This window comes from Citrobacter sp. C13 (genome assembly GCF_014596815.2).
GTDB classification, from domain to species: Bacteria; Pseudomonadota; Gammaproteobacteria; order Enterobacterales; family Enterobacteriaceae; genus Citrobacter; species Citrobacter portucalensis.
In genome coordinates, this window is sequence record NZ_CP115024.1 from 1,162,349 (window position 1) to 1,175,946 (window position 13,598).

Genomic DNA, 13,598 nt, shown 5'->3' on the forward strand with positions numbered 1-13,598 from the left:
ATGAGTAAAAAAATAACGGTTTTTGGAACGCGTGGTATTCCCGATGTATTGGGTGGTGTGGAGACACACTGTCAGAATCTTTATCCTGCCATTAAACAGCAGTTCGACGTGGATATTTGCGTGATCGCTCGCTCGCCATATGTAAATTACAAACTATCGGTATATAAAAAAGTCGAAACCTACGCGCTGTGGGCACCCAAAAAGCGCTCGCTGGAAGCTATTGTCCATTCCGTTATAGCGGCGTTTAGGACACGTATCGACCATTCGGATATTGTGCATGTCCATGCTATCGGCCCTGGCCTTGTGATCCCACTCTTACGCGTGATGGGTAAAAAGGTGGTTTTTACCCACCACGGGCCCGATTACGATCGCCAGAAATGGGGATATGTAGCCAAAAAAATATTGTTGCTGGGTGAGCGTTGGGCGGTGAGATATGCCAACGAGGTGATTGTGATTTCTGAAGTTATTAATCAACTGATCCAGAAAAAACACGGTCGCTATGATGCGCATTTAATTCACAATGGCGTGAACGAGCCGCGGTTATTATCACAGCTCACCATCGACAATACGCTCTCCCGCTTTGGGCTGCAGCCGAAAAACTACCTCGTGGTGGTTGGGCGGTTTGTGGAAGAAAAAGGGATGCATGATGCCATCGCCGCTTATCAACACAGTGGTTTGACCATACCGTTAGTACTAATTGGCGATGCGGATCATCCGACCGAATACAGCGTGCGCCTCAAAAAGCTTGCCGCCGACACGCCAGGTGTTGTGATGACTGGTTTTTTACGTGGTGACGAACTTCAGGCGGTGTTTTCGCAGGCTAAATTGTTTGTGATGCCCTCATACCATGAAGGATTGCCCATTGCGCTGCTGGAGGCAATGTCATTTTCTCTTCCGGCCGTCGTCAGTGATATTCCGGCTAACCTTGAAGTTCAACTGCCCGCCGAGGCCTATTTTAAGGTGGGAGATGTAACCGGTCTGGCTGAAAAATTAGGCCAAGGGGCAACAGCAAATAGCGTGGACTATGGTGTATATTTGCAAAACTACAATTGGCATGAAATCGCCAAAAAGACGGTTAACGTCTACCACTCCATTGATAAAGATATAGGTTAATTTTGACCAGTCCTCAAAATCGTCCTCCTGCCATCGAACGGTTTTACGCTCACCTTGATGAGCGGATAGCGGAGGAATTGACCCCTGAACAAAAAGAAGGGGTGGAAAAAGCGCTCCTTGCTACAACCCTGACTTCGCGGCATCAGATCGATATTCGCAGAAGCTTTCCTTTTTTCAGTAAGCGTTATTATCTGGTTTTTTTGTTTGGCAGAGATTTACGCCGCCAGCATCGCCAGGAATCAACCCTGTCGAGAATGTTGCTCACTTTTTTGCTGCTGATTGCCGTGCTATTCGTCACCTGCTGCATATTGCTGACGCTGTATATGATCAAATCCGCGTTAGGTATTGATGTGTTCCAAAATTTTCACGTAGGTATCTGGGACTGGTGGTTAAGTCTGAAAGACCGCTAGCGTTAACAAATTGGTGGAGGACGTCTTTGCGATGAAGCGTAAATGGGTTTGTGCGTTGTTGTGCATGTTTTTCCCGCTGACGGTTATGGCCGCATTGACGACCGTTACCCCCAAAGCATTGACGGGCCCGTTAACCAATCCGGGGATTGGCGTGGCAAGTTTTCATCAGGGATACGGTGAAACGCTGGGGCTGGCGGACTATCCCAATACCGGATTTGAATACGAGCGTTTTTACTGGCGGGATCTGGAGCCAGTCGAAGGCCAGTACAATTTTGCGTTGGTGGATGATGCCTTTAAATACGCGGCGGCACATCGCCCTGCGATGAATGTCGGGCTACGCTTTATGGCTCTGGCAGAGCCGGAAAGCGGTTCGCAAATTCCTGACTGGCTGATTAAAAAAGGCGTGAAAGGAACCTGGACGCCGGATAAAAAGACATTTGCCCCGGATTTAGACGATCCTCTGTTTATTCAATACAGTCAGCGTCTGTTGAACGCATTTGGTAAGCGCTACGATGGTAATGAGAATCTCGCGTTTGTTGATATTGGCATGGTGGGATCGTGGGGAGAATGGCATAACAGCAACTTCCCGAACCTGAAGCCATTACTGGAGCGATACACCACGGCGCAACTGGATCGCTACGTCGCGATGCACTTTTCTGCTTTTCCGGTGACACCAAAAACCATGCTGATAAGCGGCGGTCAAAGTCTGGCGAATGCCGTGGCGCGTGGGGCTGGGTGGCGTGCGGACTGTTGGGGGGACCTGCGCGTATTTTCGGACACCTGGAACCATATGGCTGATGATTACCCCCAGCGATTGCTGGCTGCGCAGCAGAGTTATTCAGGGTTCAATGACGTCTGGAAACGTGCGCCGGTGAGTCTGGAGATCTGCTCGTATATGCAGGACTGGAAGAACACCTTTCACTATACACGTGCTGAAGTGCAGGGGATTTTTGACTGGGCGGTCAAGCAGCACGCCAGTACCATTAACCTGAAATCGAGAACGATACCCAGCGACTATCGACCGATTGTCGACGATGCGCTGACCAAATTGGGCTATCGATTTCGCCTTGCGTCCCTGAGTCATGAGTCCGTGTGGGACAGCGGACAAACGCTGACATTAAACAGTACCTGGTACAATGAGGGTATCGCACCGATTTATCTGCCTTACATGCTGGCATTCCGGGTCGTAGACAGCGCCAATAAGGTGGTGGCACAGGGGAATTCCGCGGAGGATATTCGCCGCTGGCTCCCCGGTAAGTATCAGGTCAGTTATGCGTTATCTATGCCAGGCCGACTGGCGAAAGGGCAATACGCGATTGAGGTTGCGATGCTGGATAAGTCGGGTGCGGCGAGAATTAACTTTGCCAATGAAGGGAAGCAGAGCAGCGGCTGGTACCGGGTGTCAACAATAACGGTACGCTAGTCAGACACAGCAGCGAGCCTGACGGTCAGGCTCGCTGCTGAGAACATTAAATTCGATACCCATTCGGGTTATTTTTTTGCCAGTTCCAGGTGTCACGCATCATTTCATCAAGGTTGTAGATGGCCTTCCAACCTAGCTCTTTGTATGCCAGCGATGGGTCAGACCAACATTCGGCAATATCTCCGGGTCTTCTGGCGACAAACTGATAGTTTATTTTTGTCTGCGCCGCTTTTTCAAACGCCTCAATCAGATTAATTACGGAATAACCGACACCGGTACCGAGATTAATCACTTTGTAAGCCGCGCCTTTGTTCTGGCAATCCAGCGCGGCTAAATGACCGGTCGCCAGATCCATGACGTGAATATAATCACGCACACCGGTACCATCAGGGGTTGGATAATCATTACCGTACACAGACACGGTTTCCAGCTTACCAATCGCGACCTGGGAGATATACGGAACCAGGTTATTAGGGATACCGTTAGGATCTTCACCAATCCGACCTGATGGATGGGCGCCAACCGGGTTGAAATAGCGCAGACAGGTAATGCGAAAATCGGGTTGTGCACGTGAGAAATCGGCCAGAATTTGTTCGACCATCAACTTAGACGTGCCGTACGGATTAGTGGTACCACCCGTGCGCGATTGCTCGCTCAGCGGTACGCTTTCTGGATTACCATATACCGTGGCAGATGAGCTAAAAATGAAACGATTAACGCCAGCGGCCAGCATCTCATCCAGTAAAACCAGCGTTCCGGTAACGTTGTTTTCATAGTAGGCGAGGGGCTCTTTTATCGACTCTGAAACCGATTTGAGTCCCGCAAAATGAATGACATCGGTGATGTTATGGTCGGCGAAAATGTTTTTTAATGCCTGCCTGTCGAGAACATCGGCGATATAGACAATGGGCTCTCTTCCGGTGAGTTCCGCGACCCTGTCCAGCGAGATTCTGCTGGCGTTCGCCAGATTATCGATGACTACGACATCATCGCCTCTTTCCAGTAGCGTTAACACAGTATGTGAACCAATATAACCTGCACCACCAGTGACAAGAATTGCCATACAGACTCCAGATAAACGGGGATTGATTCACGCCAGTACCATAGAGAACGCGTTATTGGTAACGTTTGGTAAGGTAATAATTGCGATACCTCACCATGCATTTATAAGAAATTTTTTTAAGTATAGATAAAAAGCTGAATTTGTTTATTTTTGTATCATAAACAATATAGTTATTTGAGAAGTTCAGCGTGTGGACGCCGTCACTGTGGTTGATCGACGAATTGATTTGTTCGATCAGAGTTTCAGCAAAATTAGTGTCGTTTAGTGTCACTAATTCTTTGATATAGATTGATTTTCCATAAGTTTCAGGCGTGCACTCCTGTGTAAGGAAGTACATTTTATTTTCGACCTGATAGGAGGCACCTGCACCTCGATGATGGGGATTGCTCACCTTCAATGAGGGGGTAATCCGCTGCCATTGTCCATAAATATGATCTGCTGAATGAATAATTATTTCGTTATCCATCGTGGTGGACAACAGATAACAGGTTTCATTAATTGAGATAAATACGTTGTCGGTTAATTGGGTATCAGAGATTAAAACTTTAACTTGCTTCCAGCGTGCAGGGAACTCAATTGACTGAAACAGTATTACCTCTTTTCTTTCTGAAGACTCGGGGATCATGAACAGTTGATCGTTGATATGTATCAGATAAGGGAATGACAAATGACACTGTAAGTCGTCAAAGCCTTCAAGCCTAATATCTTCAAGTTCGACCAGTTCACGGTCAAGAACGCGACATCGTAGCGTGCCTTTTGAGTTGCGAAAGCTAAGAGCTTCATAGAAAACATACAGTTTATCATCTTTTTCAATCAGAAAAGGATCGGCCTGAAATGTATATTTCTTTTTTAACTGCTGCGCAGTGGATTTGCTTAATATCTCCAGAGTGTTGTCGGGGAATGAGTGTGTACCATTATCCTTAATAAGCATGATGTCCCACGACTCATGATAAAATAACTTATCCATTATTCTTTTTATTTTTGTTTGCATTTGCACCTGATCCTTTTTATCGCCAGCACCATGTATGAACAGCTGTTTGCGACTCAGTGAATGAGCCTGTCGCAATGTTGTATAAATGTGCGAAAACCGATGTGGAACACCAGTGCCTACTTTAAAACTAGTCGCAAGCCCGTTTTTTGTCCACTAACAGAAATAGGGAGAGGAGATGTCCAGAGCATCCTTGCTCCAGTGGGGGAATTACTCGAAATGCACCTGCGGGTTATCTGCAAGGGAAACGTAGGTTTTGCTGTTTTTATCCAGGGTACGGATTTCACCGCTTTCGATGTCATACACCCAACCGTGCAGACGAAGCGCATTATTGCGCAGCCCAACCGCGACACAAGGATGCGTTTTAATGTTGTTAAGCTGTGCGATAACGTTCTCTTCCACCATGGCATTAACTTTATCGATTGGGCTATCCCAGGTTTTTTTATCGACCACGGCTTTCGCGGCATCGGCATAGTGCAGCCAGTGAGCGACAGCGGGCATCGGATCCAGGGGCTGGCTATCGGCAATGGCTTTCATCGCGCCACAATTGGAGTGACCGCAGATGACGATATCCGTTACGCCAAGTGCGACAACCGCGTATTCGATGGTTGCGGATACACCACCCGGCTCCGGACCAAATGACGGTACGATATTACCGGCGTTGCGGATAACGAAAAGCTGTCCTGGATCTTGCTGAGTAACGAGTTCTGGTACCAGGCGGCTATCGGAACAGGAGATGAAAAGTGCCTTAGGATTCTGGCTGGATGCCAGGCTGCGGAAGAGTTCCTTGCGTTGAGGGAAAATCTCTTTTTGGAAGTTGAGGAAGCCCTCGATGATATGTTGCATAGCAGTGTCTCTTGTCTCTGTTTAAGCAGGTTATGATGAAGATCACACTTTCCAGTTTAACACCAGCCGACAGAAGGGAAAGACTTTATAGCAGTTCAGCAACATCTTTGGATAATTTTGCCCACCGTGGCAGGGCAAATCGTGTGATGTACGCTATGCGTTTTGCCATTTCTGGTATGCCGCTTTTAGCCGGTTCATCGCTTCTACCAGTACCGGGCGTGGGCAGCCAACGTTGAGTCTCATGTGCCCCTCTCCACCGGGACCATATTGCGCCCCAGGTGACAGGCCAAGCCTGGCGTCATGCACAAAAAAAGCGCTTAGCTGCTCATCGCTGAGATCCATTTTTTCCGCATTCAGAAACAGAAGATACGACGCGCCGCCATACACAATGGAAATCAAGGGACAGTACTTTTCGATTTCACTTTTTACAAACGCTACATTGTCGGCCAGATAGGCCAATAATTTCTGGTGCCAGTCGGCGCAATGGGTAAAGGCGCTGTAAATGGCCGCCTGCTGCAATGAATGGGTCTCTGCAAGGTAGCAGTTATCCAGAAAGTGGTAGAACTGATGGCGTAATTCATCATTCTTAATAATGGCGATTCCGCCCTGGATCGCCGCCGTATTGAAGGTCTTGCTGATGGAAGTAAGCACGATTGACCGACTATCTGGCGCTTCATCAACAGTAAAAAACGGCAAATGGCGCTTTCCTGGCAGGGTTAAATCACTGTGCACTTCATCAGACAGAATGATGACGCCAGCCTGCTGGCAATAGTGGCTTATTTTTTCCAACGTTTCCCGCGACCACACCATTCCACCTGGATTATGCGGTGAAGGGAACAAAAACATTTTGCACTGCTTGAGTTTCTCGCTGAAATCATGCCAGTCAAATTCATAGTGCCCGTTTTTCTCAATGAGGCGCGTCTGAATCAAATTCCTGCCGCTGGTGTTTACCAGATTAGGATAGGGATCATAGATTGGCGTACAGGTTAAAATATTATCGTCTGGACGGGTAAGCGCCATTAAAGAGAGTACGATAGTTTTTATAACACCGGGAATAAAATGTAACCAGTGTGCCTTGATATCGGCATCATACTGTTGTGCATACCAATGAATAACAGATTCTTTCCATTGTGGATAATCCAAGTTATAGCCTTGCACAGGCTGCGATACCACCGAACGCAGCGTGCTCATGATTGGCTCTGGTGTCGCAAAATCCATATCTGCAATCCACAGCGGTAATACATCGGTGGTACCGTACATCTGTTGTAATTGCCCGTATTTGCGACAATTAACATCCCTTGTGACAATATCATCAAACAAAGACATTGTTGACTCCTGGAAGTCTCTGAAAATAGTGTAAGCAACGCAAAAGCGAAGAATGTTTATGTATATCTAATGGATATATTTAATTTACCCTGGTGATAGCTAAGATTTAGCTATTTAGTAGTTTATGATTTTTGCTCAACCATATTCTCAGTGGCTTCATTGGGCTCATATTTAGCAATGCCAATACCGGTTGCCGCCCACAGTAGGGCAAAGATGACGCCGCTGTAACAGAGGATTGCCCAGGGCAAGTAATCAAGCGTGGCAACGCCCAGCATAGTGGCGCAATAAACGCCTGAGGCAGACCAGGGGATAATCGGTTCAACAACGGTTCCGGCATCTTCAGTGGTTCGTGAGAGGTTTTTTGCCGCAAGACCTCGTTTTTTGTACTCCTCTTTAAAGGCATCACCGCACAGCAGCAACGGTAAGGTCCCATTTGCCGTGCAGGCACAGATGGTAAATGTCGTCACAATCGTGGTAGCCACCAGGCGGAATGTGGATTTAACGCCTTTTGTCAGCGCGTTTATCACGGTGTGCAGAGAGCCTGTCGCACTCATTGCCCCGGCAAAGCTAAAGGCGCTGAAAACGGTAACGAAGCTGCTAAACATTGAAATAGCGCCGCCTCGCTCCAGTAAGCGGGAAACATCGGAAGACAGTGTCGGCAGATTATCTCCGGTAAGCATTGCGAGCTTAAAGCCACTGACAACGGATTCGCCGACAGAGGATGCCGTGAATTGCTGAAAGACTAACGCCAAAATCATTGAGACTATCGTAGATAAAAAGAGCATCGGAATGGGCGGTCTTTTTGACAGTGAGCCATATAAAACGATGATCGGCGGGAGTAGCAGCAGAATATTAAAGTGATAAATCTGACCAATAGAATTCATCAAGTTGGTAATGTTTTCTGGCGCGCTGGACGAGGCATCAATGCCCATGCCCATATAGCTGTAAACGACGCAGCAAATAATAAAACCCGGGCCGGTAGTCCACAGCAGGTGGCCGATATGCGAGTACAGGTTTACCCCGGCAGCCAGTGCAGCCATGTTGGTTGAATCAGAAACCGGTGAGAGCTTATCACCAAACCAGCAGCCTGAAACAATAGCACCAGCGGCAATGGGCAGCGAGACATTCAGACCAATCGCTACGCCAATCATGGCAATACCAACGGTCCCGATAGAACCCCAGGAGGTACCGGTGCATACTGAGATCAGTGCTCCCAGCATAAATGCCGAAATATAGAAATACTGCGGATTAATCCACTTCAGACCATAATAAATCATCATTGGAATAGTGCCTGACACCATCCATGCGCCAATTAAGAAACCGATACTGGCGACGATTAATATGACCGGCAGCGCTTCAGATATTTTATTGCAAATAGATTGTAGAATGTCCTCCCATGTATAGCCGTGAGCGATGGCGATAAATGAGGCGGTTGCCGTTCCCATCAGGATCATGGGCTCAGCTCGAATATTGAAGATAAAATATCCGATACTAATCCCGCCCAGCATGACTACCATGGGTAAAACTGACCAAAAGAAAGACAATGGCTTTCTGTTGTTGGCGGTGCAGTTATTTAATTCCATAATTCCATCCCAATCGTTAATGGTTGAACACGTCAAATAAATACCTGCTACAGGTCACTCATGTCTGAGCAACATAGTTGCCAGAGTTCATGGCTGAACCCTATTTTATTAACTGCCGCAGATTATCTTTTTTGACCTGCTATTCTGGTGCTTATATTTTAGTAGTAAGGTAAGAGAACGTTTGGTGAATAAATTACCCCTCGGCATAAGGTGAATGATGTCGGCGTTGTTGACTCAATTTTCGATACTGCTGTGGCGGCATGCCGACGTATTTATGGAACGAGCTGTAAAATCGACTGCTAGAGCGAAAACCTGCAATTGTAGCGATATCCAGAATTGTTTTATCCGTATCGCTGAGTAAAGCCCGCACATGGTTAATGCGCATCGCGGTAATATACTGTTTCATCGTCAGTTGCATCACCCGATGAAAAATACCCATCGCATAATTGGGATTGAGCTTAACGTGTTCGGCAATAGCATCAACCGTAAGCTGTTTGTCGCAGTTGGCGGCAATAAACTCCAGCATCTGGCTGACGTAAAACTGTGAATGCCGTGAAATACTGTTTTTCTGGGTGCGCGACGTTTTGTTACCCAGTACCGGCCGCCAGCCAGCGAGGCTAAAGCGCTTGAGCATTAGCGCGATTTCATCAATGGCTAACTGGCGAATTTGTTCGTTATCGCTATTGAGTTCATTCTGCCAACGCTGCACTTCAAACGCGCTTAGCTGCTGTGAAGCCAACGAAGTAATCACCATCCCGTGGGTCACGTGATTAATCAGTTCCCTGTCCAGCGGCCAGGACAAAAACAGATGCATCGGTAAGTTGAAGATGGCCATCTGTTTACAGTGCCCGGCATCCGTGAGTTGGTGGGGAGTACAGGCCCAGAACAAGGTGATAAAACCCTGTTTGCTCTTCACCACTTCGTCATTAAAAAGATACTCCACATCACCATCAAATGGCACGTTCACCTCAACCTGGCCATGCCAGTGGCTGTAGGTCATGGCCAGCGGCGCCCGCAGTTCGACATCCATACGCTGATACTCTGAATAGAGCGCCAGCGGACTTCGCGACTTTTTCTCATAGCTGCGACACATATGGGGGTCGAGCGGCAGCTGCGGGGTACTTTTTGCCATTATGGTTGGGTTCCTGGATAGTGATTCCGGCCATGGGGTAACGCCAAAGCATGAACATAGCTTAACCGAAAAAAAACGTCGTTTTCTCTCCATTTTCGCGAAGTTATTCCCAAAAACTCAGATCCTGTGCCTGTCGCTTGCCGATCTGAGATATCGGGAATGGTGAGCTTTAATCTTAAAAGCGCTCAATCATAAGGGACTTTGCAGTACCTGACGGATGCGGCGCGGGTACCTTATCTGGGCCTACTAAAGCCTGTAAGCCGTAGGCCTGATAAGCGAAGCGCCATCAGGCATTGATGACCAGTAGCTTGCATCATGCGGACTTTATCGTTAAGAGGGGGAGGCTCACAAACCGTACAGTTTTATTTTTCTATAGAGCGTGGCAATGCTGATCCCCAGTTCTGTCGCGGCTTGTTTTTTTCCCTCAACGCTTGAGCCGAATCGCTGGATGACGTTTTCGATAGCTTCCCTTTCCGCCTGTTTTCCTTTGCTGGCAAGCTGACGGGGTTGCGCGGCCATCGTCGTTTTTCTACCGTCAGCGGCGGTGAGCAGGTAGGGGGGAAGATGGCTGGCGTTGATCCCGGCGGCTTCTCCGCGCATCACAAAAATGTATTCGATCACGTTGCGTAATTCACGAATGTTGCCCGGCCAGTGCCAGGCATAAAGGCGGTTAATAACGTCATCAGGCAGTTTTTGCGGTGGTCGCTGGTAACTGACCGAGAACTCATCGGCAAAATACTGTGCGAGGACCGCGATATCAGCCCGGCGTTCACGCAGGGAAGGAAGTACCAGTGGGACCACGTTCAGGCGATAGAAAAGATCTTCGCGAAACTGATTATTCTCCACCATCGCATTAATGTTTTTGTTGGTCGCGGCAATAATACGCACATCAATATTGATGGTGTTATTTGAGCCAACGCGGGTGATCGCCTTTTCCTGCAAGACCCTGAGCAGCTTGGCCTGCAGGTGCAACGGCATATCGCCAATTTCATCCAGAAACAGACTGCCGCCGTTGGCCAGTTCAAATTTTCCCATTCGTCCTTTGGGATCGGCCCCGCTGAATGCGCCGCGAACATAACCAAACAGTTCGCTTTCCAGCAGTTGTTCGGGGATAGCCGCGCAGTTGATTGTCACGAAAGGCGCGGTTTTACGTGGACTGCTTTGGTGAATGGCAAAAGCCACGACCTCTTTCCCCGAGCCACTTTCCCCGGTGATGAGCACGCTGGCGTAACTGTTGGCGATTTTACCGATGGTGCTTCTGAGTTGCTCCATTGAGGGAGAGTGACCAATCAGTCGCACCTGCATGTCGGACTCATAAGGGGATGGAGTAAGGTTACTCAGGTAGTCGTGGGCATCACGAAAGATAACCATGGTTAAGCGATCGTTATCCTGCGAGGAGAGCGAAATTTGTTTGCACAGTACATGATGTTTCTGACCTTCAAGCGTCAGCCACGCTTCTTCATCGCCATACAGGCTATCCCCGGTTGTTTCAATGGTCAGTGGTAATCCCTGAACCTCACGGTTGAGGATGCGATCGGCTGAATGATTGGCATGCCAGATAAGCCCCTTGCCATCAATCGCCACCACGCCGCGGTCCATAGCATCGATCAGACGCCGAAATGCGCCAAGCGTTTCCTGCGCGCGTAAACGCTCCAGGCATTCAAAGACCTTACTGGAGATCATTACGGCGATTTGCTCAATAAAGGTGATAAATTTATCAATCTGGCTCAGTAACGTGTCACGCTGTGCCTGGGTTGAGCAAATAATCCCGATCACGCCAATCACGCGATTATTGAGAAAAATTGGTGCGTTCAAATCCAGCATTTCAGAACAGTAGTGGTGTTTTTCACATAACTGACACAGCGGATGCTCGCCGGGATTTTTGATCAGTACCGTTTCTCGCACCTGCAATACGTGACGATAGATGTAGCCATTTTTGGCCACGTTCTCATTGAGCATATGCCGGTATTTCCCGGTACCCGCGATGCGCATTAAAGATTCATCAATGATTTCAACGTCCGTGCCCGTTATGCCAGAAATAGCGTCGGCATAATTGCATATATCATCCTGAATATTGCTGAGTACTGAAATCATGGTACTTCTCCGGCAGTGTGCGCATTTCTCAAGGAAAATGATAAATAGGCGAAGCAATGCAAAAATGATTTGCGAAAAATCAATCTATCACGCTGTTTTTGGATGTTTTTCTTATTTTATCTTCAGCGATCACACTATTTATCAATAATGAGAATTTATCAAAATGAGGCGATAAACTGACGCAGTGATATTTTTTGGTGTCAATTTTTAATTCTATTTAATTCATTGAAATCAAAGCCTTTATTAAAATGCTTTTAAGAATTTACTAAATTTATAAAAAGCTGGTAAGCATTTTGCTCTATTGCCAATACCGATAACGGAAATATCTCTGTATTGCACCAATTACAGGGAATGAAATACCAGGACAATGAGGTTTTATGATGCAGGAAAACTTATCATTTTTTATTAACCAGACACCGTTTACCGAACATCCGAATGCGCCGTTGGCACCGTTTAGCCGCCAGGAACTGGTAAAAGCGTTGAATTTTCATCGGTCTATTCCGGGCTACGCGCCGACGCCGCTGTATACGCTACCGGCGCTTTCACAAAAACTGGGCGTAAAAAATATCTACCTCAAAGATGAATCTCAGCGTTTTGGCCTGAAAGCCTTTAAAGCGCTGGGTGGCTCCTATGCGATGGCGTGCCATATCGCTGAATTAGTTGGTAAGGATATCAGCGAACTGCCGTTTGACGTGATGACCAGTGAAGAGGTACGCCACGATCTGCAAACCGTCACGTTTGCCACCACTACTGATGGCAACCACGGTCGCGGCGTGGCATGGATGGCGCGCCAACTGAAGCAAAACGCCGTGGTGTATATGCCGAAGGGTTCTTCGCAGCAACGTCTGACCTCTATCCGTAACGAAGGCGCTACCGCTGAGATCGTCGATATGAACTATGACGATGCGGTTCGTATGACCGCAGAGCAGGCCGAAAAGTACGGCTGGATTGTGGTGCAGGATACCGCTTGGGAAGGATACGAAAAGATCCCGCAGTGGATTATGCAGGGCTACGGCACGCTGATGCTGGAGGCGATAGATCAGCTGCATCAGGTTGCGCCGACGCACATTTTTGTGCAGGCAGGCGTCGGGTCGTTTGCCGGAATGGTTCAGGGAATGGTGACGGCAGCCTGGGGGGAGAATCGCCCGAAAGTGATCGTCGCCGAAGCGTTAATTGCCGATTGCCTCTACCGCTCAGCCCGTTCGAAAGAGGGAGATGCCATTGCGGTGGGAGGTGATTTACAAACCGTGATGGCCGGTCTCGCCTGCGGTGAGGCGAACAGTATCGGCTGGAAACTGCTGCGCGATTATGCCAACGCATTTGCCTCCTGTCCTGATGAAGTTGCAGCGTTGGGCATGCGCATGTTGGGCAACCCGTTGGCAGGCGATCCACAGATTATTTCGGGGGAATCAGGTGCGGTTACTACCGGTCTGCTGGCGCTGCTGATGACCTCGCCTGAACTGGCGCAAACGCGTGAGCAACTGGGGCTGGATGCGCACTCTCGTGTGCTGTTAGTCAGCACCGAAGGGGATACCGACCCGCAACAATATCTGGATATTGTCTGGGGCGGTCAGTACCCGGGCATCAACAAATAATTCCCTGATTGAGAGATATAACGGA

11 protein-coding genes are annotated in these 13,598 nt (G+C 48.2%); 4 read left to right on the forward strand and 7 right to left on the reverse strand.

All coding sequences use genetic code 11. The annotated features are described in order from the left end of the window. From IB222_RS05560 to IB222_RS05570, 3 genes are read left to right on the forward strand one after another with little or no spacing between them, the layout of a single operon-like run. Positions 1-1,113, forward strand: a complete 1,113-nt coding sequence (locus IB222_RS05560) for a glycosyltransferase family 4 protein (protein WP_057067649.1) — start codon at positions 1-3, stop codon at positions 1,111-1,113. A 2-nt stretch (positions 1,114-1,115) separates the two neighbouring features. Next, positions 1,116-1,523 (forward strand): hypothetical protein, encoded by a 408-nt coding sequence (locus IB222_RS05565; protein WP_003826052.1) that lies wholly within the window; start codon positions 1,116-1,118, stop codon positions 1,521-1,523. Between the two features lie 31 nt (positions 1,524-1,554). Next, entirely contained in the window at positions 1,555-2,946 is a 1,392-nt protein-coding gene (locus IB222_RS05570; RefSeq protein ID WP_149385069.1) for a DUF4832 domain-containing protein, read from the forward strand. Positions 2,947-2,992: 46 nt separating this feature from the next. On the opposite strand, the gene galE is transcribed toward IB222_RS05570, so the two are convergent. The 7 genes from galE to IB222_RS05605 all read right to left on the reverse strand — a co-directional run bounded on the left by galE (position 2,993) and on the right by IB222_RS05605 (position 11,978). Then, a complete protein-coding gene (gene galE, locus IB222_RS05575) occupies positions 2,993-4,009 on the reverse strand; it encodes a UDP-glucose 4-epimerase GalE (RefSeq protein ID WP_149385068.1) in 1,017 nt (338 codons plus the stop codon). A 52-nt stretch (positions 4,010-4,061) separates the two neighbouring features. Further along, on the reverse strand, positions 4,062-5,000 hold the full coding sequence (locus tag IB222_RS05580) for a hypothetical protein (RefSeq protein ID WP_126317533.1): 939 nt from the start codon (positions 4,998-5,000) through the stop codon (positions 4,062-4,064). A gap of 207 nt (positions 5,001-5,207) precedes the next feature. Next, positions 5,208-5,843 (reverse strand): carbonic anhydrase, encoded by a 636-nt coding sequence (locus IB222_RS05585; RefSeq protein ID WP_149385067.1) that lies wholly within the window; start codon positions 5,841-5,843, stop codon positions 5,208-5,210. Between the two features lie 153 nt (positions 5,844-5,996). Further along, entirely contained in the window at positions 5,997-7,169 is a 1,173-nt protein-coding gene (locus IB222_RS05590) for a PatB family C-S lyase (protein WP_149334859.1), read from the reverse strand. A gap of 122 nt (positions 7,170-7,291) precedes the next feature. Further along, complete coding sequence (nhaC, locus tag IB222_RS05595; RefSeq protein ID WP_003826063.1) at positions 7,292-8,752, reverse strand: Na+/H+ antiporter NhaC; 1,461 nt, start codon at positions 8,750-8,752, stop codon at positions 7,292-7,294. A gap of 193 nt (positions 8,753-8,945) precedes the next feature. Continuing rightward, positions 8,946-9,884: a transcriptional regulator MelR gene (melR, locus tag IB222_RS05600; RefSeq protein WP_003826064.1), complete on the reverse strand. Its 939-nt coding sequence runs from the start codon at positions 9,882-9,884 to the stop codon at positions 8,946-8,948. A gap of 345 nt (positions 9,885-10,229) precedes the next feature. After that, positions 10,230-11,978, reverse strand: a complete 1,749-nt coding sequence (locus tag IB222_RS05605) for a sigma 54-interacting transcriptional regulator (protein ID WP_149385066.1) — start codon at positions 11,976-11,978, stop codon at positions 10,230-10,232. A 380-nt stretch (positions 11,979-12,358) separates the two neighbouring features. Between IB222_RS05605 and dpaL the strand changes: the two genes are divergently transcribed. After that, positions 12,359-13,573: a diaminopropionate ammonia-lyase gene (dpaL, locus tag IB222_RS05610; protein ID WP_020996285.1), complete on the forward strand. Its 1,215-nt coding sequence runs from the start codon at positions 12,359-12,361 to the stop codon at positions 13,571-13,573. Positions 13,574-13,598: the final 25 nt, after the last annotated feature.